27 protein-coding genes are annotated in these 24,765 nt (G+C 74.6%); 9 read left to right on the forward strand and 18 right to left on the reverse strand.

What is annotated here, in order from left to right:
* Positions 1–126: 126 nt before the first annotated feature.
* A complete protein-coding gene (locus tag ACIQCH_RS15860; protein ID WP_402581250.1) occupies positions 127–1,179 on the reverse strand; it encodes a methyltransferase in 1,053 nt (350 codons plus the stop codon).
* A 94-nt stretch (positions 1,180–1,273) separates the two neighbouring features.
* The gene (locus tag ACIQCH_RS15865) at positions 1,274–2,392 is read right to left on the reverse strand and encodes a nitrous oxide reductase family maturation protein NosD (RefSeq protein WP_402581251.1); all 1,119 of its coding nucleotides are present in this window, start codon (positions 2,390–2,392) and stop codon (positions 1,274–1,276) included.
* Positions 2,393–2,736: 344 nt separating this feature from the next.
* Between ACIQCH_RS15865 and ACIQCH_RS15870 the strand changes: the two genes are divergently transcribed.
* Both ACIQCH_RS15870 and ACIQCH_RS15875 read left to right on the forward strand, forming a co-directional pair.
* Complete coding sequence (locus ACIQCH_RS15870) at positions 2,737–3,174, forward strand: SH3 domain-containing protein (RefSeq protein WP_402581252.1); 438 nt, start codon at positions 2,737–2,739, stop codon at positions 3,172–3,174.
* A gap of 229 nt (positions 3,175–3,403) precedes the next feature.
* On the forward strand, positions 3,404–4,657 hold the full coding sequence (locus tag ACIQCH_RS15875) for a hypothetical protein (RefSeq protein ID WP_402581253.1): 1,254 nt from the start codon (positions 3,404–3,406) through the stop codon (positions 4,655–4,657).
* Here ACIQCH_RS15875 and ACIQCH_RS15880 read toward each other — a convergent pair.
* The gene (locus ACIQCH_RS15880; protein ID WP_402581287.1) at positions 4,642–5,052 is read right to left on the reverse strand and encodes a tetratricopeptide repeat protein; all 411 of its coding nucleotides are present in this window, start codon (positions 5,050–5,052) and stop codon (positions 4,642–4,644) included. The two genes, ACIQCH_RS15875 and ACIQCH_RS15880, sit on opposite strands and share 16 nt — an antisense overlap.
* A 155-nt stretch (positions 5,053–5,207) precedes the next feature.
* Here ACIQCH_RS15880 and ACIQCH_RS15885 point away from each other — a divergent pair, with 155 nt between their 5' ends.
* Positions 5,208–6,737, forward strand: a complete 1,530-nt coding sequence (locus ACIQCH_RS15885) for an alpha/beta fold hydrolase (RefSeq protein ID WP_402581254.1) — start codon at positions 5,208–5,210, stop codon at positions 6,735–6,737.
* A gap of 63 nt (positions 6,738–6,800) precedes the next feature.
* On the opposite strand, the gene ACIQCH_RS15890 is transcribed toward ACIQCH_RS15885, so the two are convergent.
* Complete coding sequence (locus ACIQCH_RS15890) at positions 6,801–7,070, reverse strand: hypothetical protein (RefSeq protein ID WP_402581255.1); 270 nt, start codon at positions 7,068–7,070, stop codon at positions 6,801–6,803.
* 191 nt (positions 7,071–7,261) lie between these two features.
* Here ACIQCH_RS15890 and ACIQCH_RS15895 point away from each other — a divergent pair, with 191 nt between their 5' ends.
* The gene (locus ACIQCH_RS15895; protein ID WP_402581256.1) at positions 7,262–7,936 is read left to right on the forward strand and encodes a hypothetical protein; all 675 of its coding nucleotides are present in this window, start codon (positions 7,262–7,264) and stop codon (positions 7,934–7,936) included.
* A 54-nt stretch (positions 7,937–7,990) separates the two neighbouring features.
* Here ACIQCH_RS15895 and ACIQCH_RS15900 read toward each other — a convergent pair whose 3' ends face one another.
* Positions 7,991–9,217 (reverse strand): serpin family protein, encoded by a 1,227-nt coding sequence (locus ACIQCH_RS15900; RefSeq protein WP_402581257.1) that lies wholly within the window; start codon positions 9,215–9,217, stop codon positions 7,991–7,993.
* A 156-nt stretch (positions 9,218–9,373) separates the two neighbouring features.
* Here ACIQCH_RS15900 and ACIQCH_RS15905 point away from each other — a divergent pair, with 156 nt between their 5' ends.
* Positions 9,374–10,384, forward strand: a complete 1,011-nt coding sequence (locus tag ACIQCH_RS15905; protein WP_402581258.1) for an ATP-binding cassette domain-containing protein — start codon at positions 9,374–9,376, stop codon at positions 10,382–10,384.
* The gene (locus ACIQCH_RS15910; protein ID WP_402581259.1) at positions 10,381–11,193 is read left to right on the forward strand and encodes an ABC transporter permease; all 813 of its coding nucleotides are present in this window, start codon (positions 10,381–10,383) and stop codon (positions 11,191–11,193) included. The genes ACIQCH_RS15905 and ACIQCH_RS15910 overlap by 4 nt, the downstream gene beginning before the upstream one ends.
* A 28-nt stretch (positions 11,194–11,221) precedes the next feature.
* On the opposite strand, the gene ACIQCH_RS15915 is transcribed toward ACIQCH_RS15910, so the two are convergent.
* Together ACIQCH_RS15915 and ACIQCH_RS15920 are read right to left on the reverse strand one after the other, a co-directional pair.
* The gene (locus tag ACIQCH_RS15915; RefSeq protein ID WP_402581260.1) at positions 11,222–12,019 is read right to left on the reverse strand and encodes a hypothetical protein; all 798 of its coding nucleotides are present in this window, start codon (positions 12,017–12,019) and stop codon (positions 11,222–11,224) included.
* Positions 12,016–13,026, reverse strand: a complete 1,011-nt coding sequence (locus ACIQCH_RS15920; protein WP_402581261.1) for a hypothetical protein — start codon at positions 13,024–13,026, stop codon at positions 12,016–12,018. The genes ACIQCH_RS15915 and ACIQCH_RS15920 overlap by 4 nt, the downstream gene beginning before the upstream one ends.
* A gap of 177 nt (positions 13,027–13,203) precedes the next feature.
* Between ACIQCH_RS15920 and ACIQCH_RS15925 the strand changes: the two genes are divergently transcribed.
* Together ACIQCH_RS15925 and ACIQCH_RS15930 are read left to right on the forward strand one after the other, a co-directional pair.
* Entirely contained in the window at positions 13,204–13,713 is a 510-nt protein-coding gene (locus ACIQCH_RS15925) for a DinB family protein (protein WP_402581262.1), read from the forward strand.
* Positions 13,714–13,835: 122 nt separating this feature from the next.
* The gene (locus tag ACIQCH_RS15930; protein WP_402581263.1) at positions 13,836–15,047 is read left to right on the forward strand and encodes an aromatic acid exporter family protein; all 1,212 of its coding nucleotides are present in this window, start codon (positions 13,836–13,838) and stop codon (positions 15,045–15,047) included.
* Positions 15,048–15,238: 191 nt separating this feature from the next.
* Here the strand turns inward: ACIQCH_RS15930 and ACIQCH_RS15935 are convergent, their stop codons facing one another.
* From ACIQCH_RS15935 to ACIQCH_RS15955, 5 genes are all read right to left on the reverse strand, one after another.
* Entirely contained in the window at positions 15,239–16,234 is a 996-nt protein-coding gene (locus ACIQCH_RS15935) for an SDR family oxidoreductase (protein WP_402581264.1), read from the reverse strand.
* Positions 16,231–16,839 carry a TetR/AcrR family transcriptional regulator gene (locus ACIQCH_RS15940; RefSeq protein ID WP_402581265.1) on the reverse strand — a complete coding sequence of 203 codons (609 nt, stop codon included), beginning with the start codon at positions 16,837–16,839 and terminating at the stop codon, positions 16,231–16,233. The genes ACIQCH_RS15935 and ACIQCH_RS15940 overlap by 4 nt, the downstream gene beginning before the upstream one ends.
* A gap of 104 nt (positions 16,840–16,943) precedes the next feature.
* On the reverse strand, positions 16,944–17,366 hold the full coding sequence (locus ACIQCH_RS15945; RefSeq protein ID WP_402581266.1) for a hypothetical protein: 423 nt from the start codon (positions 17,364–17,366) through the stop codon (positions 16,944–16,946).
* A 4-nt stretch (positions 17,367–17,370) separates the two neighbouring features.
* Complete coding sequence (locus ACIQCH_RS15950) at positions 17,371–17,715, reverse strand: DUF1330 domain-containing protein (RefSeq protein WP_402581267.1); 345 nt, start codon at positions 17,713–17,715, stop codon at positions 17,371–17,373.
* Between the two features lie 146 nt (positions 17,716–17,861).
* Positions 17,862–19,817 carry a protease pro-enzyme activation domain-containing protein gene (locus tag ACIQCH_RS15955; RefSeq protein ID WP_402581268.1) on the reverse strand — a complete coding sequence of 652 codons (1,956 nt, stop codon included), beginning with the start codon at positions 19,815–19,817 and terminating at the stop codon, positions 17,862–17,864.
* A gap of 307 nt (positions 19,818–20,124) precedes the next feature.
* Between ACIQCH_RS15955 and ACIQCH_RS15960 the strand changes: the two genes are divergently transcribed.
* Positions 20,125–20,361, forward strand: coding sequence for a hypothetical protein (locus ACIQCH_RS15960; protein WP_402581269.1), 237 nt, complete (start codon positions 20,125–20,127; stop codon positions 20,359–20,361).
* A gap of 206 nt (positions 20,362–20,567) precedes the next feature.
* Here ACIQCH_RS15960 and ACIQCH_RS15965 read toward each other — a convergent pair whose 3' ends face one another.
* The 6 genes from ACIQCH_RS15965 to ACIQCH_RS15990 all read right to left on the reverse strand — a co-directional run bounded on the left by ACIQCH_RS15965 (position 20,568) and on the right by ACIQCH_RS15990 (position 24,755).
* Positions 20,568–20,903, reverse strand: coding sequence for a TcmI family type II polyketide cyclase (locus ACIQCH_RS15965; RefSeq protein ID WP_402581270.1), 336 nt, complete (start codon positions 20,901–20,903; stop codon positions 20,568–20,570).
* Between the two features lie 30 nt (positions 20,904–20,933).
* Entirely contained in the window at positions 20,934–21,413 is a 480-nt protein-coding gene (locus tag ACIQCH_RS15970) for an SRPBCC family protein (RefSeq protein ID WP_402581271.1), read from the reverse strand.
* Position 21,414: 1 nt separating this feature from the next.
* On the reverse strand, positions 21,415–21,678 hold the full coding sequence (locus ACIQCH_RS15975) for an acyl carrier protein (protein ID WP_402581272.1): 264 nt from the start codon (positions 21,676–21,678) through the stop codon (positions 21,415–21,417).
* A 124-nt stretch (positions 21,679–21,802) separates the two neighbouring features.
* Positions 21,803–23,050, reverse strand: a complete 1,248-nt coding sequence (locus tag ACIQCH_RS15980) for a beta-ketoacyl synthase N-terminal-like domain-containing protein (protein WP_402581273.1) — start codon at positions 23,048–23,050, stop codon at positions 21,803–21,805.
* Complete coding sequence (locus tag ACIQCH_RS15985) at positions 23,047–24,315, reverse strand: beta-ketoacyl-[acyl-carrier-protein] synthase family protein (RefSeq protein WP_402581274.1); 1,269 nt, start codon at positions 24,313–24,315, stop codon at positions 23,047–23,049. Before ACIQCH_RS15985 ends, ACIQCH_RS15980 begins: the two co-directional genes overlap by 4 nt.
* The gene (locus ACIQCH_RS15990) at positions 24,312–24,755 is read right to left on the reverse strand and encodes a cupin domain-containing protein (RefSeq protein ID WP_402581275.1); all 444 of its coding nucleotides are present in this window, start codon (positions 24,753–24,755) and stop codon (positions 24,312–24,314) included. Before ACIQCH_RS15990 ends, ACIQCH_RS15985 begins: the two co-directional genes overlap by 4 nt.
* Positions 24,756–24,765: the final 10 nt, after the last annotated feature.

A 24,765-nucleotide genomic window follows, 5' to 3' on the forward strand; every position in this document is an offset into this window, starting at 1 on the left:
GCCGACCCGGGCGGGGGCGGGGGCGGGCCCGTGGTGGGTCGTCCGCCCCGGCGCGGCGCGCCCCCGGGGGGGCCCCGGCCCCCCCGCGTCCGGTCACCGGTCGTACGAGCGGCCGGCCGGCAGGGGTCACGGCGTCACGGTGCAGTCGAACGCGTGGAGGTACGGGTTCACGGGACGGACGTCCCCCACGGCCAGACCGGCGGAGGTGAGCAGGGAGACCATGCTGCGGGTGGTGTGCTTGGCGCCGCCGACGTTGAGGAGCAGCAGCAGGTCCATGGCCGTGCTGAACCGCATCGACGGCGTGTCGTCGACCAGGTTCTCGATGACCACGACGCGCGCGCTGGGCCCGCCCGCCTCGATGACGTTGCGCAGGGTGCGGGCGGTGCTGTCCTCGTCCCACTCCAGGATGTTCTTGATGACGTACACGTCCGCCCGGACCGGGACGGCCACGCGGCAGTCCCCGGGCACGATGCGCACCCGCTCCGCCAGCGCGCCGCCGGGGCGCAGACGCGGATCGGCGTTCTCGACCACCCTCGGGAGATCGAGCAGGGTGCCGTGCATGGACGGGTACTTCTCCAGCAGGCTCGCCACCACGAAGCCCTGGCCGCCGCCGATGTCGGCGACCGACGAGCAGTCGGACAGGTCGAGGAACTCGGCGACGTCGTGGGCGGACTGCCGGCTCGACGTCGTCATGGCGCGGTTGAACACGTCGGCCGACTCCGGCGCGTCCTCGTTCAGGTAGCTGAAGAACTCCTTGCCGTACAGGTCCTCGACGACGTTGCGGCCGGTGCGCACCGCCTCGTCGAGGCGCGGCCAGGCGTCCCAGGTCCAGGGCTCCGTGCACCACAGGGCGATGGCGCGCAGGCTGTGCGGGTCGTCCTCGCGCAGCAGCCGGGACATGTCGGTGTGGCCGAACGCCCCGTCGGCGTGCTCGGTGAAGACGCCGTAGCAGGTCAGGGCCCGCAGCAGGCGGCGCAGCGGCTTGGGTTCGGTCTTCACCGCGGCGGCGAGGTCCTCGGCGGGCATGGGGGTGTCGCCGAGGGCGTCGGCGACACCGAGCCGGACCGCCGAGCGGAGGGCGGCGGCGCAGGCCGCCCCGAACACGAGCTCCCGCAGCCGCATGGACGGCGGGGGTGCCGCGCCCGCGGCCGGCTCGGTGGTGCGCGCGGTCGTCGTCATGTGCGGCCTTTCGTCGTGCTGGGTCGTGGGGGGGTCTGGTGCGGGGCCGGAGGGTGCGGGGCCGTGCACGGGTCCGGGTGCGGGGCCGGAGGGGTCAGCACAGGCCCGTGGGCCGGGACGCCGCGCACGCGTTGTCCCGGAAGACGTTGTCGCGGCCGGCGTCGGTGTCGACGAGGTCGGCCGGGGCGTTGCTGCGCAGCGTGTTGCCGGTGATCCGGTTCCGCTCGTTGGTGACGCCGACGAAGCTCTTCAGGAGCACGACGCCGCCGGACAGCGGGGAGGTGCCGACGTTGTCCGTGATCAGGTTCCCGGTGACCTGGGTGTCCTCGGCCCCGGTCAGGACCACGCCGACGCCCTGGAGGAACGGCAGCCGGGCGGTCTTCGGGCAGTACTTGTTGTTCGCCACGACGCGGTTGGCGCGTACGGTCAGGTCGCCGGCCCGCGGGGGCGTCTCGTCGCCGACGACGAAGACCCCGGCGCAGTTGCCGGTGATGTCGTTGCGCTCGACCGTGAGGTTGCGCAGCCGCCGGACCGTCACGCCGATCCGGTTGCCCACCAGCCGGTTGCGGGCGACCAGCGCGCCGCCGGTGTCCGTGGCGCCGCCCTCGGTCTTGACGGTGTTGGCGAGGAAGAGCCCCGCGTCGCCGTTGCCGGTGGCGACGTTGCCCACGAAGACGCCCCGGGTGGAGTGCTCCTGGGCGATGCCCCACTGCCCGTTGTTCTCGGCGGTCACCCCGCGCACGGTCAGCCGGTCCGTCCCGGAGGCCCACAGGCCGTTCTTGGCGAAGCCGGAGAGGACCAGGCCGGTGATCGTGGTGCCGGACACGGGACGCCCGTCGGCTCCCTCGACGCAGATGCCGTTCCCGGCGAGCGCGCAGCTGTCGGCCGCCCGCGCGGCGGCCGTGCCCGCGGGCGGTGCGGCGGCCGGCTTGGCGGGCGGGGTGGCGGCCGGCGGGACCGCCGGTTCGAGCACGGTACGGGGGCCCAGGCCGCGCAGCGTCAGCCCCGACGTGGTCACCCGGACGCTCTCGCGGTAGGTGCCACCGATCAGCAGGACGGTGTCCCCGGGGCGGGCGGCGTCGACCGCGCGCTGGATCGACTCGCCGGGCCGGACGACGTGGACCAGGGGGCCGGAGCTCGGTGGGGCCGCGCCGAGGAGCGAGCCGCAGGCGGCTGCGGTGCATGCCAGGGACAGGATGTGACGGCTCTTCATGTCGACCACGCTAGGCCGCCCGGCCCGCCGGACGGATCGATGGGCCATTGGGGGGCGTGTCATGCCGGGCGCCGGCGGACGACGGCCCTGCGCGACCCTCCACCGGCCCGTCCCGCCGCTCTCCGGGTTCCACCCCGCCGAAGATCGACCGGATCGTCTCGTGGCGACCCGCCCCGATTCACCCGGCCCTGCCGCGTCCGTTGGACAGATCGGGTTAACCGGCGCCGTGCCGTCGGAGCGACCGGCGGTGACCTGGAGATAGTCGTACCTGGCGCCCGGCCGCCTTCCGGGGCGGAGGGCGCGGCCGGAACGATGTCTTCACCGTCTTCGCAGAGGAGTTGGCCATGTCGAAGCCCAGCAGGACCGTCGTCGTCCTGGCGTCCGCGAGCCTCGTGCTCGGTCTCGCCGGCTGGGGCGCGGCCGCCGTGGCCGACGACGGACCGCGCGCCGACCCGGCGCCGAAGGGCCACGTCGCGGGCGACGGGCCGTGGGCCGAACGGCCGGCCGACGACGAGGACTCCGACGGTACGTCCGGGCAGGGGTACCCGGTCGGCCGGGTGCTGGCCCGCGTCGAGCTCAACGTCCGCAGCAAGCCGTTCGTCCGCGCGCCGGTCGTGGGCAGCGTGCGGTCGGGGAGCCGGATCGAGCTCGTGTGCAAGAACTACGGCGACGAGGTCGACGGCAACGACCTCTGGTACCGCCTGGCAGGCTCGACGAGCCGCTGGGTCTCCGCCCGTTACGTGCAGAACCTCGCCCCCGTGAAGCTCTGCCCGCCCCGCTGAGCGGCGGGTCGCTCCACCGCGTCGGGGGCCGCGCCCCCCCCCGGGCCCCCCGCCCGGGCCCGCGGGCCCCCCCCCGGGGCCCCCCGCCCCCCCCGGGGGGGGGGGGGGGCCCCCCCCGGGGGGGGCCCGGCCGCCGCCGCGGGCCCCGACGTCCGTTCCCGGAGTCCGCTCCCGTGGCCCACCGGGAAACCCGTTCGGTCGCGGGCCGGGCGGCGCATAGCATCCTCGGATGCCCAGGACCGTCGAGGACCTCTCCCCCGCCGTCGACCGGATCGACGCCCCCGCCCTGCGCGCGCACGACGCGGAGGCCGTCGTCCGGTGCGCGGCCGACCCGGCGCAGCCGTGGTGGCGGCGCATCGCGTGCGCCACGGCGCTCGCCGGGCGCGTACCGGAGGACCTGGTGCCGGAGCTCCTCGGCCGCGTCCGGGACGGCCGGGACGTGGGGTCCGTACGCATCGCCCTGCTCCGGCTGCTCGGCTCCCGCCCGGAGCTGCTGCCCTGGCTGCGCGGGCCGGAGCGCCGGTCGGAGAGCTCGTACGGCCTGCCCGAGGCGGTGCTCGAAGCGCGGGCGGGTCAAGGGGACCTGGAGGCCGCGGGCGACCTGGCGACGTGCGCCTTCAGCCCGTGGCCCCGGCGCCGGGAGGTCGGCGAGGCCGGGCTCGCTGCGCTGGCCGCCCGCCACGGCGCGGGGGCCGTGCGGGCCCGACTCTCCGAGGAGCGACCGGAGGACCGCGCGTACGCCGTCCGGATGCTCCGCCGCGAGGGCGGGGACGTGACCGGCGCGCTCGCGGATCCGGAGCCGGCGGTGGCGCACCTCGCGCAGTCGCTCCTCACCGACCCCGAGCAGGACGTGCCGCGGCTGCGCGCGTACCTGATGCTGGCTCCCACCCCGTCCGCACGGCTGTGGGCCGCCTACGCACTGCACCGTCTGACCGGCGACTCCGCCGGGACGCGCGCCGTCCACGAGGCGCTCGGCCGGCCGCGGGTCGAGGTGCCCGGGCTGGCCGAGGAGGTGCGGACGGCCCTGGTGCACGCGTACGCGGGCGAGTGCGAGGCGCCGAGCGATCCGCGGTGGCGGATCGAGGCGCTGTGCGCCGGACCGCCGGTCCCGGTGGACGTGGCCGGGCAGTTGCGCCGGGCCACGGCGGCGCTCGCGGCGGCGGGACTGCGGCCGCGGTCGCCCGTCTCGTGCGGCGACGCGCACCGGCAGGGCGGCGGCACGTACCACGTGATCGCGTACGGCGACCCGGTGGGCGCGGACGACGGCGCTCCCGAGTACCCCGAGGTGCACGTCAGCGACCTGGGGCCGTTCGCCGCGGACCACGACGAGGATCCGGCGGTCCGCGGTGCCCTGGAAGCGGCCGGGTTCCGGTGGATCGACACGGCCGCCGGGAACGTCCGGGTCGACGGCCTGTGCGTCTACTCCTTCGGACACCGCCGACCGCTGGACGTCCGGTCGCTGCTCTTCTACTGGCAGGACTGACGCCCGCCGGGACCGCCGGCGGCCCCGCCCTCGGCCAGGGCTCGTTCGCGGGTGGCCAGGATGTGCCGGTGATGGTCTGCCGCCTCCTGGTGGCGACCGAGGTGGTCCAGCGCGTTGGCGAGGTTGCTGCGGCTGAGCAGCGTGTCGGGGTGGTCGGGGTCGAGGATGCGTCCACGGGCGGTGAGGACCTGCTGGTGGAGGTCGGCCGCTTCCCGGTGCCGGCCGAAGAGGTCGAGCGCGGTGGCAAGGTCGTTGCGGCTGTTCAGGGTTTCGGAATGGTCAGGGCCCAATGAGCGGGCAGTGATCTCGTGCGCGACCTGGCGCAGCCGGAGTGCGCTGCCGTAGTCGCCCGCCGCGGTGAGGGAACGGCTGATGTGATCGACGGCGTCGGCCAGGTGGCGGTCGTCCTCGTTGGCGGTGTGCGCCGCGGAGGGCGGCGTCGATCACCCGTGCGCCGCGCGGGGCGACAACCCCGGGGCCGGGACAACCTTTTGACGCTCCGTCCCCTCTTGTCTTCCGTCCGTGGTGAATCCGCCGAAAGCAGGAGCACGTGCCCATCCTCACCCCTCCCCTCGTCCGACGCGGTGCGGCCGTCGCGACCGCGCTCGGCCTGGTCGCGCTGGCCGGACCGCAGGCGGCCGGCGCGGCCCCGGCCGCCGGCGTGCCGGCCGCTGCCACGCGGACCGGCAGCGTGTCCGCTGCGGCCGTCGGCCCCGGGGCCCTTCGCTGGACCGCCTGTCCGGCGGGGTCCGAGGCGCCGCGGGGCACGTACTGCTCCACGCTCGCGGTGCCCCTGGACTACGCCCGGCCCAACGGCCGGCAGATCACGCTGACCCTCTCGATCGCCGGCACCGGAAACGCCCCGCGCACCCTCGTGGTGAACCCCGGCGGGCCGGGCGAGCCCGGCATCGGCACCGAGAAGCTGGTGTGGGGCTCGCTGCCGGCGAACCTGGGCTCCACCTACAACGTCGTCAGCTTCGACCCGCGCGGGGTGGGCGCCAGCACCCCCGTCTCGTGCGGGGACACCCGGAAGCTGATCAAGCACCCGGCGCCGCCGTACGCGCCCGCGGACGCGGCGCAGGAGCGGGCGCGGCGCACCGTGGCGCGGAAGGTCGCCGAGCAGTGCCGGGCCACCTCCGGGGACCTGCTGCCGTACATGACCACCGAGAACGCGGCCCGCGACATGGACCGGATCCGGGCCGCGCTGCACCGCGACAAGCTGGACTACCTCGGGTACTCGTACGGGACGAAGCTCGGCGCCACCTACGCCACGCTCTTCCCCTCGCGCACCGGCCGCATGATCCTGGACAGCGTGGTCGACCCGACCGTCACCACGTACGCCTCGCAGTTCGACCAGAACCCGGCCCTGCAGCACCGGGCCGGGCAGTTCTTCGCCTGGGTCGCGGCGAAGGACGGCACGTACCACCTGGGTGCCACTCCGGCGAAGGTGTCGGCCGCCTGGGACGCCGTCCGAGGCACGTTTGCCGCCCGGCCGGCCGGGGGCCGGGCGGGCTCCGCCGAGCTCGACGACCTGCTCGCGTCCGCCATGTACACGGACCTCACCTGGGGCGACGTGGCGCAGGCCGTCTCCGACTACCGGCGCGGCACGGCGGACGGCCTGCTCGGCGCCACCGACCAGTTGGCCCTCGGCGGGGTGGCCGCGGCGCAGCTCGCGTACAACTGCGTGGACGACGCGTGGCCGCGCGACTGGGCGACCTGGCACCGGGACACCGCGGCCTCGGCGCGCAAGGCGCCGCTGTTCGCCTGGCTGAACACCTGGTACAGCGCGCCGTGCGCCTACTGGAAGGCCCCGACGGCCCGGCCCGTGAAGATCGGCTCGGTGAAGGTGCCGCCGGTCCTGCTGCTCCAGGCGAAGGACGACCCGGCGACCCCGGTCGCGGGGGCGCGCCGCATGCACCGGGCGCTGGGCGCGTCCCGGCTGGTCGTCGCGGGCGGGGGCAACCACGGCCAGTTCCTGTTCGCCGGGAACGACTGCATGGACCGCCACGGCAGCCGCTACCTGCTGACCGGTCGGCTCCCGGCCGCGGACGCGACCTGCCCGGCGACGCCGGCGCCGTAGCCGGCCGCCGGCCGTCGGCGCCCCGCCGACCGGTCCCCCGGGCCGGTCGACGGGGCGCCGCCCCTACCTGAGGTCGCCCCGCCAGTCGAACCGGCCCGGCACCCCCGCCCGCGGGCCGTACGCGGAGCGGCCGCCGGGTCCGAAGCGGCCTATCTCGGTGGCCAGGAGGGCGCCCTCGGCCCGGTCGGCGTCGGTCCATCCCGTGACGTCGAGGAGGAGGCCGTCGAGCGGGCCGCCGACCAGCTCCACGTAGGCGCGTCCTGGGCGCAGGCCGGCTTCCGGGTCGTCGTGGTCCGCCCCGTACACCCGTCCGCGCATGATCCGCTCGTCCATGGGGCCAGCCTGCCATCCGGCACCGACAACACCCCGTGGCGGAAGGGTCGGCCGCGGCCCGGGGCGGGGGTCCCGCGCAGGAGGCCGCGCCAGCGGTCCGGCTCCGTCCACAGGCAGGCGGTGGCCGGCGCCGTCACGACGAGGGCAACCCCGTGGGGGTGTTGTCGGTGGCGTCTGGCACAGTGCGCCGCATGAACGAGAACATGCACGGCGCGGCGTTGGTCGACCGGGTGATCGAGCGGGTCAAGGAGCAGGGCTGGCCCACGCTGGACGCGCCCGACGTCACCGAACCGGTACCGCTCGCGCCCGAGGTGATAGACCGGCTCAGGCTGCCCGGCGGGCGGCCGCTGCCGCCGAGCCTGCGGCGGTGGTTGGCGTTCGACAGCTCCTGGTTCTCGTCCGTCGGCTGGTACGAGGACCCGCACGCGCCGGTGTTCGGGGACCGGGGGCTGGGCGCGACGGCGGAGTGGATGTACGGCGGGGGCGGCCCCATGGTCGACTCGTTCACCGAGTTCGAGAGGCTGTTGCCCGCGGTGTGCCTGCCGCTCGTCGGCGGCAGCGACTCGCGCCGGCTCCTCTACCTGGGCTCGCCGGACTCCACGGGCGAGTACCCGGTGCTGGTCACCGACATCGACGACCTGCCGTACGTCGCCGTGATGTACCCCGGTCTGGACGTGTACCTCGCCGACCTGGCGGAAGTCATCGATCTGGACTTCGACACGTACACCTCGCTCGCCGAGGACCCGGAGTACGGCCCGCGGATGCGCGAGCACGCGGAGAACACCGAACTGGGCGCCGACGGGCTGGAGCTGCAGGACCTGTACGAGCTCGAGCTCGGGGACGGGGACGGGGACGGGGACGAGTAGGGCCGGGACGGTCCCGGGCCACGGGGGTGGCGGGGCCGGCCCGGCGTGCGTTCGCTAGTGGTCGTCGAAGTCGTCCTCGTCCCAGAGGTCGTCGTCCGTCCCCTCGTACGGCACCGGGTCGGTGACCCAGCCGGCGGCGAGGACGAGGCGCGAGGTGCGGTGCACGGCGAGGAAGCCGAACGGGCGGTCGAAGGAGACCTCGATCCGGCGGATCCGGTACGGCGGCGGGGACGCGGCGGCGCCGACGGCCATGCCCATCGCGGTGACGGCGGCCGCCTCGAAGCCTTCCGCGTGGAACCGGGCGACCGCGGCCTGGCCGGCCGAGCCGACGGCCAGCGGGCTGTCGCTGATGCCGGGGAAGTGCCCGGAGCCGGTGTCGGACGCCGTCTCCAGGCCGAACAGGCCGCGACGTCGCATCAGATCGTGGTCGGCGTCGACCGAGAAGGCCACCGTCTCGATGTCGAGCCGGGGCTCGGGCCGGTACGAGAACCGGGTGCCGACCGTGAGGCCGGGGCCGGGTGACCCCTCGGGCAGCGCGAAACCGTCGACCGACCCGACGGCCCGGGTGACGGCGGCGACCGCGCCGTCGAGCACCTCTCCCGGCCCGGCGCCGGGCGCGCCCAGGGCCAGGTGCACGTCGACGCCCCCGTCCCCGACGACCTCCAGCAGGGTGACCGGGCCGCAGGGGGCCTCGGCGACCCGTACCCGGTGCAGGAGCGAGGTACTGCGCAGGAGCTTCACGACCTCCCGCCCGGCCCAGGGGCCCTCGTGGAGCTCGTCCCCGGCGGCCACGAACGGTCGGATCCAGCGCAGTCGCAGCGCGAGGGCCGTGGCCAGCACCATGGGCGGTGCCGCGTCGAGCGGCACGGGCACGCGGTCGACGAGCCCGCCGGTCCGGTCCGCGGCCCAGCCGTCCAGCGCCGTGCGGTCGGCCTCGACGTCACCGGTGAGGGTGCCCCGGGTCCCGCGGGGAAGCCGGGCCGTCCAGCTCGGGTCCAGCGGCAGGGCCGCGCTCGTCCAGACCCCGGTCGCCGCCGCCAGGCCGGGTACGCGGCCCAGCCCGGCCAGGAGTTCACCGGCCGCGCCGGCCGCCCGGTCCGCCGGCAGGCCGAGCGCCTCCGCCAACTCCTCGCGGGCCGGGCCCGCCGCGCCGTCGGCGAGCAGGGCGAGCAGCGGCCAGAGGCCGGCTGCCGTCAGGACCGTGCCCCGCTCCCCGTCGACCGCGGCCCGCGCCCATCGGGTGGTGAGCCGGTTGACCGCGCGTACCGTCGTGATCCTCATGCCGGGAGGGTAAGCGCTCGGGGCCGAACGGCCATCCGGTTTTGTCGGGTGGTGCCCCGGTGACGTCGCTGGTCAGGGCGGGACGAGCCGCTGTCAGTGGTGTGCGTCACAGTGGAGGGGACTGCTTCCGCCGTCCGCGAGGAACGGGGTGATCCCATGACGTACGCGATCCGGGCCGAGGGCCTGGCCAAGCGGTTCAAGGAGACCCGCGCGCTGGCCGGGGTGGACCTCGAGGTCCCGGCCGGGACCGTGCTGGGGCTGCTCGGGCCGAACGGCGCGGGGAAGACGACCGCGGTCCGCATCTTCGCGACGCTGCTGACCCCGGACGAGGGGCGTGCCGAGGTGGGCGGGCACGACGTCGTGCGGGAGGCGCGGCTGGTCCGGTCGCTGATCGGCCTGACCGGGCAGTACGCGGCGGTGGACGAGAACATGACGGGTACCGAGAACCTGGTCATGATCGGCCGGCTGCTGGGCATGTCGCGGGCCGGCGCGCGGGCCCGCTCGGGCGAGCTGCTCGAGCGGTTCCACCTGTCCGACGCGGCGGGCCGGGCCGCCAAGACGTACTCCGGCGGCATGCGGCGCCGGCTGGACCTGGCGGCCAGCCTGGTCGGGCGGCCGCGGATCCTGTTCCTGGACGAGCCGACCACCGGACTCGACCCGCACAGCCGCGGCGAGGTGTGGGACATGCTGCGCGGTCTGGTCGCGGAGGGCATGACCACGCTGCTGACCACCCAGTACCTGGACGAGGCCGACCGATTGGCGGACGGCATCGTCGTGATCGACAAGGGGCGGGTGATCGCCCACGGCACCCCTGACGCGTTGAAGTCCCAGGTGGGCGGGCAGGTCCTGCAGCTGCGGCCGGTCCGCCCGGCCGATCTCCCGCAGGCCCACGCGCTGGTGGCGCAGGAGGCCGGACCGCAGGCCGCGATCGAGGGCGACGGGATCATCGCTCCGGTCAACGATCCGGCGATCATGCCCGGCGTGGTGCGGCGACTGGACCAGGCCGGCATCGCGGTCGGCGAGCTCACGCTGCGCCGCTCGTCCCTGGACGAGGTCTTCATGGCGCTGACCGGCCACCGCGCGCGGCCCACGGGCGAGGAGCCGGACGGCGGCGAACCGGATGCCGGCGACGACGACCGGTACGCGACGGCGGGGAGGGCGTCATGACGGCCACGGCCCTCCCGTACTCCGCGGGCCGCGGTGGCCGGGTGGGGGTGCTGGCGGCGCTGCGCCAGACCGCCACGCTGGCCTGGCGCAGCCTCGTCTCGGTGAAGCACAACCCGCTGGAGCTGGTGGACTACAGCATCACGCCCATCATGTTCGTGTTCCTGTTCACGTACGTCTTCGGCGGGCAGATGGCGGGCTCCCCGCAGGACTACCTGCAGTACGCGCTCGCGGGGATCATCGTCCAGAACACCCTGTTCATGAGCATGTACACCGCCATGGCGCTGAACACGGACCTGACGAAAGGCGTGTTCGACCGGCTGCGCAGCCTGCCGATCGCCCGCTCCGCCCCGCTGTTCGGGCGGATAGCCGCCGACCTCGCCAAGCAGCTGTGGGCGATGCTGCTGATGGTCGGGCTGGGCACCCTGCTGGGCTTCCGGGTCACCGGCGGCGTGACCGGCCTCCTCGGCGCGGCCCTGCTGCTGATGGTGTTCGCCGCCGCCATGGCGTGGACGGCCGTCCTGATCGGGATGCTGGCCGGGGACGCCGAGAAGGTGCAGGTCTTCGCGTTCACCTTCATCTTCCCGATCACGTTCACGAGCAGCGCGTTCGTCCGGGTGGACACCATGCCCGGGTGGCTGCAGGCGTGGGTGAACATCAACCCGGTCACGCACCTGTCGGACGGCGTCCGGGCCCTGCTGCTCGGCACCCCGCCGGGCGGGGCGATCATGTGGTCCCTGGTATGGGCGGCGGGCATCGCCGCGGTCTTCATGCCGCTGGCGATGCGGGCGTACCGGTCCCACACCCGGTGAGGCTCGCCGCCGTACGCGGACGCCGCCGTCAGGTGGCCGCGCGCAGGGACTTGGTGGCCAGGACGCCCGCCACGATGAGGGCGACTCCCAACCACCACAGGCCGTCCTCGAAGATCAGGACGAGGGCCCCGACCGGCACGAGCAGGCCCGCCAGCGGTGCCAGCAGGGCGTTCAGGCCCGGGGGTTCCGGGCCCGGCTGGCCGGCGGCCTTCAGGGCGCGGGCCCGGAGGGCCTCGGGGTACCAGAGGGTGAAGCGCACGGCCGCGATCAGCGCGATGATCGGGATGACCCAGGCGGTCCAGAGGTTGTCGGGATCGTGCAGGACCAGGTCGCCGTAACCGCCCGCGAGGGCTCCGACCAGGAAGGCCAGGCCCCAGGCCCCGGTGATGATCTGGTTGGCGCGCAGGAACTGCGGGCTGTCCCACACGGACGGGTCGGTCTGTTCGCGGGCGTAGGCGAGGGTGAAGGGATGGCGTACCGCCATGGAGCCGAAGGCGATGGCGGCCAGGGCGAGGCTGGAGATCTCACCGGAGTAGGTCTCCAGCCACCGGAGGGTGCCGGCGTCCGCGACGGCACCGACGATGGCGAGCCCGCCGAAGAAGACCAGGTCGGCGAATTCCAGCAGCTTCCATGAGCTGCCCGGGTGCGTCCACCGGCCCGCCACGATCAGGACGACGGTCACCGCCAGGGCGATGCCCACCGCGATCTCGAAGCGGCCTGGGCCGGAGAGGATGCCGAACACGATCCACGGCGCCATGCCGACCACGGGGTTCTCCAGGATACCCGCGAGGCCTTCGCGCCCTGCCCGATGGCTCTGGGAACTCATTCTTCCAGCGTGGGCCCGGACGGCGCGTCGCGCTCGGCGGCGCGGAGGTCGGCGGCGGCCGCCTCGGCGGTCCGGTCGGCCCGGCGCAGCTCCTGTTCGGCCCGGCGGTGCCCGTTCTCCGCCGCGTCGGCGGCCGCCCCGGCCACCGCGAGGCGCGTCCTGAGGGCGTCGAGTTCGCCGCGCAGGGCGGCCGCTTCCGCCCGGGCGGCCCGCCGTGCGTCGGCGGCGTCCGTCAGGGCGGCGCGGGCCCGGCGCAGCTCCTCCTCGGCCTCGTCCCGGGCCCGGCGGGCGGCGGCGACACGCGCGGCTCGCTCGCGGGCCGCGCGCTCGTGGACGGACCGGTCGGGGGCGGACCGGTCAGGGGCGTCCGCCGTCCCGGCGGACCGCTCCGGCGCGGACTCCGCACGGGACGTGCGCCCGGCCGTCGCCCTGGTCCGGCGGGTGGGGCTCCGCTCGGGGGCTGCGGTGGGCGGCGTCCGCTCCGGGGCGGGCGGCGGGAGGGCGCCCGGGTCGGGTTCCAGACCCTCGAAGCCCGTGCGGGGAGCGGGCGCCGCCGTCAGCCGGCGGTCGGTCCAGTCCCGGCCGGCCGCCTCGTCGGCCAGCAGTGCGAGGAGGATCCGCCCGGTGTCCTCCCGCAGGCCGGGCGCGGCCCGCTCGCCGTGCGCCGCCACCAGCCCGGCGGCCTCCGCGGCGAGCTCGGCGACCAGCGCGTGCTGCTCGTGGGAGAGCGCGCGCAGCCGGGCACCGTCCAGCTCGCGGTGCGCGGCCCGCAGCTCGGCCCCGAGCCGCACCAGGTCCCGGGCCCGGTCGGGACGGGCCCGGGCGAGCAGGTTCGCGGCCCACAGGGCCAGGGTCGGCCGGCGCAACCGCCCGAGTGCTCGGGCGGCGTCGGTGTCCCGCTCCCGGCGGGCCCGGGCCACGTACGCGTCCCGCGCGGCGGTGAACTCGGCGGGGCGCAGCCCGTACAGCTCCTGGGTCACCGCGGCCACGTCCACAACCACCACCATCGCTCCGCCGGGCGCAGCCCGCACCGGACTGCGTGGCGACCGGCGCACCCCGCACCGGCCCGTGCGGCGGCCGGCGTGCTCCGCGGGGCCTGGTGGCCGGGCCGTCGGCGGGCGGAGCGGGCCCGTAGGCGGCACAGTGGTGGTCCGGGGCCGCCGTACCGGGCGAAGGAGGCGCGGATGAAGGCCACGGACATCCTGCTGGACGGCTGGAGCCGGATCCGGGAGGTGGTGCACGGCGCCGCCGAAGGTCTCGGGGCCGAGGAGCTCAACGCCCGGGTCGACCCCGGCGCCAACTCCATCACCTGGCTGCTCTGGCACCTCACCCGTATCCAGGACGACCACGTCGCCGACGTCGCCGGGCAGGAACAGGTGTGGACGGCCGACGGCTGGTACGACCGGTTCGGCCTGTCCGTGTCGCGCGGGGCCACCGGGTACGGACAGACCGCGCACCAGGTCGGCCAGGTGCGGGTGGAGTCGGCGGAGCTGCTGCTCGGGTACTACGACGCCGTGCACGACCGGTCGGTCGGGTACCTGCGGTCGTTGACCGCGGCCGACCTCGAGCGGGTGGTGGACACCGCGTGGGACCCGCCCGTGACGCTGGGCGTGCGGCTCGTCAGCGTGCTCTCCGACGACCTGCAGCACGCCGGCCAGGCCGCCTACGTCCGGGGCGTGCTGGGCCGGCGCTGACCGCCCCCAGGACCGGGGCGCACGGCGCACACGGGGCCGGTGGGGCGATGGGGGCCGACAGGGCGAACGAGGCCGGCGGGTCGTATGTGATCGGACGGGGTGGGCGGGGAAGGGGCGTAGGCATGTCCGAACAACCCGCTGTCCTCAGCAAGCTGCTGCGCGCCCGCCGCAATCCGGTGGTGGTGCAGAGCGTCCGCTCGACCGGGGCCGCCGTGGTGTCGTACGTCGTGGCGCTGCAGCTCAGCAACGAGCCGGCCCCGTTGACCGCGCCGCTGACGGCCCTGCTGGTCGTCCAGGTGACCCTGTACGCCACGGTCACCACCAGCGTGCGGCGGGTCAACTCGGTGGTGGCGGGCGTGCTGATCGCCATCGGCTTCAGTGCGCTGGTCGGGCTGACCTGGTGGAGCCTCGGGCTGATCATCCTGGCGTCGTTGCTGGTCGGACACGTGGTGCGGGTGGACGAGTTCGTCCCGGAGGTGGCGATCAGCGCGATGCTGGTGCTGGGGGTGACCCAGGTGGGCGCCACGGCCTGGGACCGGGTACTGGAGACGGTCATCGGGGCGGTGGTCGGCCTGCTGTTCAACCTGCTGGTCGCGCCGCCCGTGTGGGTCGAGCCGGCCAGCCGGGCGATCGACGACCTGGCGGCCCGGATGGCCGCGTTGATGACGGGCATGGTGGAGGAGCTGAGCGGGCGGACCACCGTCGCGGAGGCCGCCTCGCGCCTGCACGAGGCGCGGCGCCTGGACAACGACATCGCCGGCGTGGACGCGGCGCTGCGGCAGGCGGAGGACAGTCTGCGGATGAATCCGCGGGTACGGGAGGGGCTGGTGTTCCGGCTGGTGCTGCGCACCGGACTGGACACCCTGGAGATCTGCGCCGTGGTGCTGCGCGTGTCGGCCCGGGCGCTGACCGACCTGGCGAAGGCCCGTACGGAGGAGGAGCCGCTGTTCTCTCCCCCGGTGACCCGGGCGGTGCAGGACCTCTTCGGCCACATGGCGCTGGCCGTGCACAGCTTCTCGCGGCTGGTCACCGCCCAGGTGAGCCCGAACGCGGAGGAGCAGGAGCGGCGGCTGACGGCCGAGCTGCGGATGGCCCGCCGCAGCCGGGACCTGCTGGCGGACCTGCTGCTGGACCAGGTGCGGGGCGCGCCGGCGCAGTGGCAGTTGCACGGGGCGCTGCTCGCGGACGCGGACCGGGTGCTGGACGAGCTCGACGTGGACAAGCGCTCGCAACGGCTGCTGGAGGAGCTCGACCGGCACTCGCGGCTCCGGTACGAGCGCGGCCGCCGGGTCCGGGAGGCGGTGCGGCGGGTCCGGTCCGGCCGCCCGTCGTGACGCGCGCGTCGTGTGCGGTGCAGTGCAATGCAGTGCCGTGCCGTGCCGTGCCGTGCCGTGCGATCAGCCTCGGGGTCGGACACCGCGTACCGGGCGGGCGTGCCCGGGGCAGCCCGTTCCGGTTCGAGCGCGCGCAGCGGGCGTGCGACGTGGGGCGCGCCTGCAAAGCGGTCACGACAGAACGAGCCGGATCAGAGCGGGTCGCCGAGGGGCCCGTACTCCGCTTCGAGGGCCTCGGCCCAGTGGGCGGCGAAGTCCGGTCGGGCGCCGTCGGCGTCGGTGAAGCCGTATTCCTCGTAGAGGTCCCAGGTGGCCAGCGCACGGCCGGTCTTGGCCATGATCTGCGGGTCGGCGGCCAGGGCGGCGACCGCCCGGCCCAGGTAGGCCGGGGTCTCGGAGTGGGCGAAGTTCGGGTCCTGGGCCGCGCCGTCGCGCCAGTTGTCCTCCGTGACGCCGAAGTGCTCCAGCATCGCCTCCGAGCGCAGGAAACCGGGGGTGATCGCGACGGCCGCGACGCCGTGCGGCTTCAACTCGGCGGCCTGGGCGACGGCCAGCCGGATGACGCTGGACTTCGCCAGGTCGTAGAAGAAGGAGCCGCGGTAGCGGGCGGTGTTGCCGTCGGTGACCTCCACCACGAGGCCGCTCCCGCGGGCGACGAGCAGCGGCAGCGCGTACCGGCTGGTGATCACGTGGGTCTCCACCGCCCGGCGGAGGAGCCGCAGGCCCTTCTCCAGGTCCTGCTGCCAGAGGGGGTTCTCCCAGTCGGTCAGGGCGTCCCCGCCCCACACGGAGTTCACCAGGAGGTCGAGCCGGCCGTCCTGTTCGGCGGCGATCCGGTCGACGAGGGCGCGGACCTCGTCGGGGCGGGCGTGGTCGGTGCGCACCGGGATGCCGAGGCCGCCGGCGGCGGTGATCCGCTCCGCCGTCTCCTCGATGGTCTCCGGGCGGTCCAGGTCGGAACGGCCGGCGGTGCTGGTGCGGCCGGTCACGTACACGGTCGCGCCGGCGGCGCCGAGCTCCACGGCGATGCCGCGGCCGCCACCGCGGGTGCCGCCGGCGACGAGGGCCACCATGCCGGCCAGCGGGCGGCTCGCGTCCCGGGGCGCGGTCACGCTCGCGGCCGCAGTCGCAGCCGCAGTCGCAGTCCCGTTCTCGTTCACGGCGCTCTCGGTCATGTCCTCGGTCACGGTCCCTCCGGGTGGTCGTGGGGTGTGCGGTGGGGGGCGAGCGCGGCGTCGAGCTCCTGGCGGAGCCGCTGGGCGAGGGTGCCCTCGCGCTCGAGGGCCCAGGTCAGGCCCGCGCCGGCGGTGACGGCCTGCACGGTGCGGGCCAGGGCGGTGACGTCCGTGGCGCCGGCGAGTTCCCCGGCGGCCACCGCTCGTGCCAGCAGGTCCCCGACGGCCTGGCGCCGGGCCTCGTGCACGGCCAGGGCGCGGGCGTAGAGCTCCGGGTCGGCCAGGTCCATGCAGAGGAAGGCCAGGTGGTTCGCGAAGCTCTCGGGCGTGGCCAGTTCGGCGGCCGTCGCGGCGGTCAGCGCCGCCAGGGCGTCGAGGGCCGAGTCGTGGTCGCGGCGCACCCGGTCGGCCAGCTCGCCCGCCTCCTGCGCGGACCGGTCGGCGAGGGCCAGCAGCAGGCCGCGCTTGGAACCGAAACGCTGGACCAGGGTGCCGGGCACCAGGCCGACCTCACGGGCCACCGCGGCCAGCGTGAGGCCCGCCGGGCCCTCCCGGCCCATGACCCGGGCCGTCGCCCGGAGGATCACCGCGTCCTCGACGCCGCGGGGTCGCGCCACGGCCGTCACCTCCCGATGAATAAATGAACGTGCATTCATTAAAACCCGCGTGCGGCGGCGCGGCAAGTGGCGACGCCGAGCACCTCGCCAGTTGAACGGCAAGCTCAGGCCCGAGCGGCAACGGCATCGATGCCCGACGCACGCAGCCGCCGGGCCAGGAACTCCATCTCGGGCATCGTGCCCGCGAGGGTTCCCGCCACGGCCTCGCCCAGCACGCACCTGACCTCGGCCAGGCCGATGCCGAGCTCCGCCCGCAGCACACGCATGATCGCCGCGTTCCCCGCCGACGGGTCCACCTGCAGGCGGGCGGGTCCGTGCTCGTGGAGGAGCTGGCCCCGCAACGCGGCAGGCAACTCACCACCGCATGCGGCCACCGCGAACCCGCAGGTCGGGCAGGTGGACTCCGTGTCCCAGCGCAACGAACCGTTCACCAGGGCTTGGACACCCCGGCACGCCAGCTCCGCACCGCAGTCCTGGCACCGGGCCGCGTATCTGGTGGACTCGAAGACCGGCCGCTCCGTCCCCATGCCGTCAGGACGGGAACGCTGCGCGCATGGTCGCGGCGGTCGCGCTCGGGTCGTAGCCCTCAGGGACGCCCTCGACGAGGATGATGTCGCCCGTGATGTGGCGGGAGCGCAGCGGGGCGATCTCCTGGTACGCCGGGGAGTCCCACCAGGCGCGGGCCGCGGCGATGTCCGGGAAGCCGATGAGGACGACGTGTCCGGGCCAGTCGCCCTCCCGGACCTCGTGGGCGGTGTTGTGCACCAGGAAGCGTCCGCCGTACGGGGCCATGGTGGCGCCGATGCGGTCGATGTACTCGGGGACGTCCGGGTGCGGGGTCACGTCGCGCAGGTGGGCTATCGCGTAGGCGGTCATGGGGCAGTCCTCCCGGTCGGTGTCGGTCGCGCCTCCCGGCCGGTGGCCGGCCGGGACGTACTGATCATCACAGGAAGGCGGGCCGGGGGTCGATGACCTCTCGGGTCATCGACCCCCGGCCCGTCCGTCACGGTGCCGTCGGGGTGTCAGCGCCGGCTGTGCGAGGTGACGTAGTACGGCCCCGGGGAGCCGACGCCGGTCACCAGGTCGTAGCCGCGGACCGCGTGCAGGGAGCTGTCCTTGCCGAGGCTGCGCACCGAGGTCGCCAGGCCGCCGCTGGCGTCGACGCCGTTCACGAAGTCGACGCGGGCCACGGCCAGGCCCTGGGCGCCCAGCGGGTGGTCGGTGACGTCGTGGAGCATCGGCCAGCGCGAGTTCACACGGCTGTAGAAGCCCGGGTTGGCGTAGCCGATCGGCTGCTGGAGCGCCTGCTGGGCCAGCGCCTGGATGCCCGCGATGACCGGGGCGGCCAGCGAGGTGCCGCCGATGCGGTACTCGCCGTACGCGAGCTTGCCGCCCGCCCAGGACTGCGTCTGGCCGACCAGGAAGCCGGTGTTGGGGTCGGCGACGGCCGCGACGTCCGGCACGGTGCGCATGCGCTTGGTGCCGTTGGCCTTGGCCAGCGAGTCCGGGACGATGCCGCGCTGGTAGAAGGGCTGGGGAACGGTGGTGCTGGTGCCGCCGCCGGCGCCGCTGGTGAAGGCGCCCGGGAAGTCCTTCCAGGACTTCCCGTCGGCCGAGAGGGCGGCCTTCTTGGTGCCCCAGCCGGTCTCGAACTGGTACTTGTCGCCCTTGCCGACGGCCAGCGACGTGCCGCCGACCGCGGTCACCCAGGAGGAGTTGGCGGGGGTGTCGACCTGCTTCTTGCCGGTGTTGGCGACCTCGTCGCCGTCGTCGCCGGAGGAGAAGTAGAAGCCGATGCCCTCGGCCGCACCCATCTTGAAGGTGTGGTCGTAGGCGGCCGCGATGCCCGGGGTCTGGTTGGCCTCGACGTCGCCCCAGGAGTTGGAGACGATGTCGGCGAGGTGCTTGTCGACGACCTTGTCGAGGGCGTCGAGCAGGTCGGGGTCGTTGCAGGAGGCGCCCGCGACGTAGACGATCTTCGCCTCCGGCGCGACCGCGTGCACGGCCTCGACGTCGAGGGTCTCCTCGCCGTACCAGCCGGCCGCGTCGCAGTCCTTGACGTGGGTGTACTTCGCCGGGGTGACCTGGCGCAGGCCACCGGTGCGGTACGGGGCGTCGCCGTTGCGGGCGGCGTACGTGCGCGCGTCCTTGGCGATGGTCGGCGAGGCGTACGCGTCGGTGATCGCGACCGTGACGCCCTTGCCGGTGTAGCGGCCGGCGCCGTAGGCGGCGCGCAGCTGGCGGCCGGTGTAGCCCTTGATCGCGTACGGGACCTTCTTGCCGTACGCGGACGGCAGGGAGGTCGCGGTGCGCGAGCCGAAGTAGGTCGAGAACGGGCCGGAGTTGCGGAAGCCCTGGCCCGGGCCGGGCAGGGTGTCCTTGTGCGTGGCGCGGTGCGGCGCGTCGTCGAGGCCGGAGACGGTCAGGACGGCGGCGGCGACCGAGGCCGGGGCGGTGGCGTTGCGGACCGGGGCCCGGTAGGTGCGGCCGTCCTTGCGGAAGCTGTGCAGGGGGGTGGCGAAGGCCTGCTCGGCGGCGGCGACGGTGCCGGTGACCTCGATGTAGTGGTCGTTGGTCGCGGTCACGGTGAGGCCGGCGGAGCGCAGCCAGGCGGCGACGGCGGCCTTCTGCTCGTCGGTGGCGCCGAACCTGTTGCGGGCCTGGTCGGCCGTCAGGAACTTGCCGTGGAGGGGCGAGTGCGGGTCCGAGACGGCGGTCGCGAAGGCCGTCAGGCCCTGCGGGTCGCGGCCGGCGAGGTGTACGCGGGCCGTGACCGTGGCCCGGCGCGCGGCGCTGCCGAGGTCCGCCGGGCCGGTGGCCCACGCGGGCTGGGTGCCCTGCAGTGCGACGCGTCCGCCGGGGGCCGGGTCGGCGGCCTGGGCGGACGGGGCGCCGAAGGTGAGCGCGCCCGCGAGCGCCGGCAGCACCGCGGCGGCGGCGATCAGTGCGCGTGACTGCCCGCTGCGTCGTCTTCTCATGTGTGTCCCTGCCATGACGTGTGTGGGGTTGGCCGCGCACTCCGGGGTGACCGGCGTGCGGGCGGTACCGCGCCATGCTTGTCAGGAACAGTTCACGTCAGGGGCAGGTGTTGATCAAGAGACGCCAAAGTTATGCCCAGGGGCGGGAATTGACGGGGGGACATGTCGGACAGGGACGCACGAAAGCGGTCCGGCTCTGCGTGGGAGGATACGGACGCGTTCGATCGCCCCCGGCGCGCTCCGCGACTGTCGGTCCTCGTCCTTACGATGCACGGCAGCGCTGTCGCGACTGCGGAGGAGGACGGTCATGGCCAGGGTGCTGGCGACCAAGAAGACGGAGCGTGCCGGCGTCGACGAGTTCCGGGCTCTCATGGAGTCCGCGGGTCACATCGTCCAGGAGATCGACGGCGGCAACGACTGCGGTGAGGACTGCTGCCTGAGTTTCACGCCATACGGGGAGCGGACCGGGCGACATCGTGGCCGTCCAGGTGAGAAACGGCACGGCGTACCGCCGGTCGGTGGGCTACGGCATCTCGTGCCGTGACCACGTGGAGGACTCGACCCGGCAAGGAGATCTCGCGGAGGCGGAGGCTCAGGGCCGCCTGTCCGCGCGGGGTGCCGGAGGCCGGGTGAGGCCCCGGTCGCACGGGCCGACAGGACTCGCCCGGACGCACGAAGGACGCCGCGCAGCACGGCGAAGCGGTCCGGTTCCGCACGGGGCGGAGCCGGACCGTCTTCCGTCGGGATCGGTCAGGCCCGGGAGGGGGTGGGCTCCCAGCGGTAGAAGCAGTGGGCCATGGCGTCCTTCGGGCTGCGCCAGGTCTCGGGGTCGTACGGGCTGACGTACGCCTCCAGGCGCTCGCTGATGCCGCGGAACTCGGGGTGTGTGCTCGCCTTGGCGATGGCCGGGCCCAGCGGGTTCTCGGACTCGATGAGGTGCAGGTACACGTCACCGAACTGGAAGAGGCTGCGCCGGCTGACCCCGATGATGCGGGGCAGCTCGCCGCGGTCGGAGTCGGCGAAGACGCCGGCGATGTCGGGGGCCGAACCGGGGGCCATGCGGGCGACGATCAGGGCGTGGTGCATGGGGGTCCTGTCTGGTGGGCGGTGGGCCGGTCAGTTCGGCAGGACGGAGGCGGTGTTCCGCTCGCGGGCCGCCTGCTCGATCTTGTCGCGGATGAGGGCCATCTGGACGCGCGAGTTGCGGTTGATGTTGCCGGTCATCCACGCGTCGTCCACGGGCGCGTCGGGCTTCATCGCGAAGTCCTGCGTCCACTTCATGAGGGTGCCGTCGGGGGTCTCGGCGTACTCCCAGTGGATGTGCATGTGCGCGAACGGGCCGGTCTCGACGCGGTGGGCCCGGACGGTGCGGGCGGCCTCGTCCGTGGTCCGCGCGGAGACCCAGCTCCACACGGTGCCGTTCTCGTCCGGGTGCATCGTCAGCCGGAAGGTGGTGGTGGCGCCCTCGCGGGAGAGGACCTCCACGGAGGCGTACTCGCTGAACAGGTCGGGCCAGTTCTCGATGTCGTTGGTGGTGTCCCAGACGAGGCCGAGGGGGGCGGCGATGACGATCTCGTTCTCGGTGTGTCCGCTCATGTCACGCTCCGGCCGCGAGGGTGCTGTTGACGAGGTCGATGAACTCCCGCGGGGTGCGGCAGCGCTCGGCCTCCGGGGGCATGGCCGTGCCGTGGTTGTTCTCCAGGTCGCTGATGATGCCGAGCAGGCCCAGCGAGTCCAGGCCGAAGGTGTCGAAGCCGGAGTCGGCCGCGGTCTCCAGCGCTTCCGGGTCGACTGCGACGCCGGCGGCGTTCTTCATCAGGGCGGCCAGCTGCTGGACGGTGAGTTCCATCTGGACGGTCATGGGAGGAGCTCCTCCTTCGTGGTTCGGTGTTCGTGGTTCGGTGTTCGGTGTTCGGGACTCGGTGGTCGGGGTTGCCTGGGTACGGGGTCGGTCGGGTGAGGGACCGGCCCCGCGGACGGGCCCGTCAGTCCGGGTCGCCGTCGCCGCGCCGCAGGACCAGCGCCGCGCACGACCCCATGAGGCCCCGGCTGAGCACCAGCGCGGTGCGCAGTCGGGCGGGCCGGGCCCGGGAGGTCACCAGGTCCATGTCGTGGCAGATGTCGTAGACGTTCGGCGTGGGCGGGATCAGGCCGTGCTCCATGGCGAGGACCGCGGCCGCGGTGTCCAGCACGGGCGCACCGCAGTACGCCCGCCCGATGCCGGTCTTCGGTGCCGTGACCGGCACCTGCGACCCGCGCCGGCCCAGGGCGTCGGCCAGGGCCAGCGCCTCGGCCCGGTCCGCGGCGGGGATGCCGAGGGCGTCCGCGAAGACGACGTCGACCTCCTCCGGGGCGCAACCCGCCTCGGCGAGCGCGCCCTCGATGGCCCGGGCGAGGCCGTCCCGGGACTCCGGCCAGCGCGAGGCCCCGGTGAACGTGGCGGCGTGTCCGGCCACGACCGCCCGGACGCGGGCACCGCGGGCCAGGGCCGCCGCCTCGTCCTCGACGACGAGCATGGCCCCGCCCTCGGCCGGCACGAAGCCGCACGCCGAGGCGGAGAACGGCCGGTAGGCCCGGTCGGGATCGGCGAGTGTGCTCAGCTCGGGGTAACCCAGCTGGCAGACCGCCGAGTACGGGGCCAGCGGCGCCTCGGTCGCGCCGACCACGAGGGCCTGCGTGCCGCGGCGGACCGCCCGGGCCGCGTGCGCGATGGCGTCCAGTCCACCGGCCTCGTCGCTCGCGACCACCGAGCACGGGCCCTTGTAGCCGCCGCGGATCGAGATCTGGCCGGTGCTGGCGGCGTAGAACCAGGCGATGGACTGGTACGGGCCGACGTACCGGCTGCCCTTGCCCCACAGCTGCTGGAGCTCGCGCTGACCGAACTCGCCGCCGCCGGAACCGGCCGCGGTCACCACGCCCACCGAGAACGGGGAGTCGAGGTCGACACCGGTCAGTCCGGCGTCCGCGAACGCGAGGTCCGCGGCCGCCATGGCGAAGTGGGTGAACCGGTCGGTCTGGACGAGGTAGCGGTCCTCGGCGTGGGCGGCCGGATCGAAGCCCCGGACCTCGCCGGCGACGCGCAGCGGCAGGTCGCCGAAACCCTCGCGGGTGACGCGGTCCAGGACGGCGATGCCCTCCTGGGTGGACTTCCAGAACGTGTCGACGCTCAGTCCGTTCGGCGCGACCACGCCGATGCCGGTGATGACGGCGCGTCGGGAATGCGGCTGACTCATGGTGCGCTCCCGTCCGGCCTGCCGAGGACGACCGCGGACTGGAAGCCGCCGAAGCCGCTGCCCACCGAGAGCACGTGCCGCAGCCTGCGCGGCCGTGCCTCGCGGGGCACGTAGTCCAGGTCGCACTCGGGGTCGGGGATCTCGTAGTTGGCGGTGGGCGGCACGGTCTGGTGGGCCAGGGCCAGGACGCAGGCGACCAGTTCTATGGAGCCGATCGCACCGAGGGAGTGCCCGACCATGGATTTGATCGAGCTCATCGGCGTGTCGTAGGCGTGGGCGCCGAGGGAGCGTTTGACCGCGGCGGTCTCGTGCCGGTCGTTCTGGCGGGTGCCGGAGCCGTGGGCGTTGACGTAGTCGACGGCCGTGGGGTCCAGCCTCGCCTGGGCGAGGGCGGTGTCGATGGCCCGGGCCATCTCCGTGCCCTCGCTGGTCAGTCCGGTCATGTGGTAGGCGTTGCCGAAGGTGGCGTAGCCGCTGATCTCGCAGTACACGCGCGCGCCGCGGGCCCGGGCGTGGGCGAGGTCCTCCAGGACGAGTACGGCCCCGCCCTCGCCCATGACGAACCCGTCGCGGCGGGCGTCGAAGGGGCGCGAGGCGTGCGCGGGGTCGTCGTTGTTGGGAGAGGTCGCCTTGATGGCGTCGAAGCACGCCATCGTGATCGGGGAGATGGGCGAGTCGGCGGCGCCGGCGAGACAGACGTCCAGCCGGCCCTCCTGGATGGCGTGGAAGGCGTAGCCGACCGCGTCCAGCCCGGAGGTGCAGCCCGTCGACACGCTCTGCACGGGGCCGTGGGCGCCGAACTCCTCGGCGACCGCCGAGGCGAGGGTGCTCGGCGAGAAGGCCCGGTGCAGGTGCGCGCCCGCCGCCCGGTGGTCCACGTCCCAGCGCGCGCCGCGCTCGCTGACCAGGACGTAGTCGTGCTCCAGCCGGGTGGTGCCGCCCACGGCCGTGCCGAGGCTGACGCCCAGCCGCCAGGGATCCACCTGGTCCGCGGCGAGGCCGGCGTCGACCGCCGCCTCGCGTGCGGCCACGAGGGCGAACTGGACGTAGCGGTCGCAGCGCTCGGCCTGCTCCACGGTCAGGCCGTGGTCGAGCGGGTCGAAGTCGCATTCGGCGGCGATGCGCGAGCGCAGCCCCTCCGGGTCGAAGAAGGTGATGCCGCGGGTAGCGGTGCGGCCGGAGGCCAGCAGGTCCCAGAACGCGGGGATGCCGATCCCGCCCGGGGCGACCGCACCTATGCCGGTGACCGCGACGCGCCGGCTCACGACACGGCCTCCGGTTCCGGCGGGCGCATTCCGGCCGCGGTTTCCAGCGTGGCCTCCGGGCCCTCGGTGTCGACGTGGCCCATGCTCGGGTGCGGGGCCAGCGGGCCGAGGTGGAAGACCAGGCGGGCCTCGGTGTCGCCGACGTTGCGGAAGCGGTGGCGCACGTACGCGGGGATCATCAGGCCCTGACCCGGCCGCAGCGCCTGCGGTACGCCGTCCAGGTCCACCTCCAGCTCGCCGGCCACGACGTACACGAACTCCTCGGAGTACGGGTGGTAGTGCTCGCCGATCCGGTCGCCGGGGTCGACGAGGGCCACCCCCATGAACCCGCTCGTGGACCCGACGGTGACGGGGGTGAGCATGGCGCGCAGATCACCTCCGCGCCTTCGGTTGGGCTCGATCTCACCGAGATCCACGACTCGGGGCCGCTGCTTGCTCATGGTTCCTCCA

Origin of the sequence: Streptomyces sp. NPDC093225 (assembly GCF_044753805.1) — a bacterium.
GTDB lineage: Bacteria > Actinomycetota > Actinomycetes > Streptomycetales > Streptomycetaceae > Streptomyces.

Excerpts from the sequence above, each read along its gene's own strand:
- ACIQCH_RS15860 (WP_402581250.1), bottom strand. The coding sequence starts at position 1,179 with ATGACGACGACCGCGCGCACCACCGAGCCGGCCGCGGGCGCGGCACCC.
- ACIQCH_RS15865 (WP_402581251.1), bottom strand. The coding sequence starts at position 2,392 with ATGAAGAGCCGTCACATCCTGTCCCTGGCATGCACCGCAGCCGCCTGC.
- ACIQCH_RS15870 (WP_402581252.1), top strand. The coding sequence starts at position 2,737 with ATGTCGAAGCCCAGCAGGACCGTCGTCGTCCTGGCGTCCGCGAGCCTC.
- ACIQCH_RS15875 (WP_402581253.1), top strand. The coding sequence starts at position 3,404 with ATGCCCAGGACCGTCGAGGACCTCTCCCCCGCCGTCGACCGGATCGAC.
- ACIQCH_RS15890 (WP_402581255.1), bottom strand. The coding sequence starts at position 7,070 with ATGGACGAGCGGATCATGCGCGGACGGGTGTACGGGGCGGACCACGAC.
- ACIQCH_RS15895 (WP_402581256.1), top strand. The coding sequence starts at position 7,262 with ATGAACGAGAACATGCACGGCGCGGCGTTGGTCGACCGGGTGATCGAG.
- ACIQCH_RS15900 (WP_402581257.1), bottom strand. The coding sequence starts at position 9,217 with ATGAGGATCACGACGGTACGCGCGGTCAACCGGCTCACCACCCGATGG.
- ACIQCH_RS15905 (WP_402581258.1), top strand. The coding sequence starts at position 9,374 with ATGACGTACGCGATCCGGGCCGAGGGCCTGGCCAAGCGGTTCAAGGAG.
- ACIQCH_RS15910 (WP_402581259.1), top strand. The coding sequence starts at position 10,381 with ATGACGGCCACGGCCCTCCCGTACTCCGCGGGCCGCGGTGGCCGGGTG.
- ACIQCH_RS15915 (WP_402581260.1), bottom strand. The coding sequence starts at position 12,019 with ATGAGTTCCCAGAGCCATCGGGCAGGGCGCGAAGGCCTCGCGGGTATC.
- ACIQCH_RS15920 (WP_402581261.1), bottom strand. The coding sequence starts at position 13,026 with ATGGTGGTGGTTGTGGACGTGGCCGCGGTGACCCAGGAGCTGTACGGG.
- ACIQCH_RS15925 (WP_402581262.1), top strand. The coding sequence starts at position 13,204 with ATGAAGGCCACGGACATCCTGCTGGACGGCTGGAGCCGGATCCGGGAG.
- ACIQCH_RS15930 (WP_402581263.1), top strand. The coding sequence starts at position 13,836 with ATGTCCGAACAACCCGCTGTCCTCAGCAAGCTGCTGCGCGCCCGCCGC.
- ACIQCH_RS15945 (WP_402581266.1), bottom strand. The coding sequence starts at position 17,366 with ATGGGGACGGAGCGGCCGGTCTTCGAGTCCACCAGATACGCGGCCCGG.
- ACIQCH_RS15950 (WP_402581267.1), bottom strand. The coding sequence starts at position 17,715 with ATGACCGCCTACGCGATAGCCCACCTGCGCGACGTGACCCCGCACCCG.
- ACIQCH_RS15955 (WP_402581268.1), bottom strand. The coding sequence starts at position 19,817 with ATGAGAAGACGACGCAGCGGGCAGTCACGCGCACTGATCGCCGCCGCC.
- ACIQCH_RS15960 (WP_402581269.1), top strand. The coding sequence starts at position 20,125 with ATGGCCAGGGTGCTGGCGACCAAGAAGACGGAGCGTGCCGGCGTCGAC.
- ACIQCH_RS15965 (WP_402581270.1), bottom strand. The coding sequence starts at position 20,903 with ATGCACCACGCCCTGATCGTCGCCCGCATGGCCCCCGGTTCGGCCCCC.
- ACIQCH_RS15970 (WP_402581271.1), bottom strand. The coding sequence starts at position 21,413 with ATGAGCGGACACACCGAGAACGAGATCGTCATCGCCGCCCCCCTCGGC.
- ACIQCH_RS15975 (WP_402581272.1), bottom strand. The coding sequence starts at position 21,678 with ATGACCGTCCAGATGGAACTCACCGTCCAGCAGCTGGCCGCCCTGATG.
- ACIQCH_RS15980 (WP_402581273.1), bottom strand. The coding sequence starts at position 23,050 with ATGAGTCAGCCGCATTCCCGACGCGCCGTCATCACCGGCATCGGCGTG.
- ACIQCH_RS15990 (WP_402581275.1), bottom strand. The coding sequence starts at position 24,755 with ATGAGCAAGCAGCGGCCCCGAGTCGTGGATCTCGGTGAGATCGAGCCC.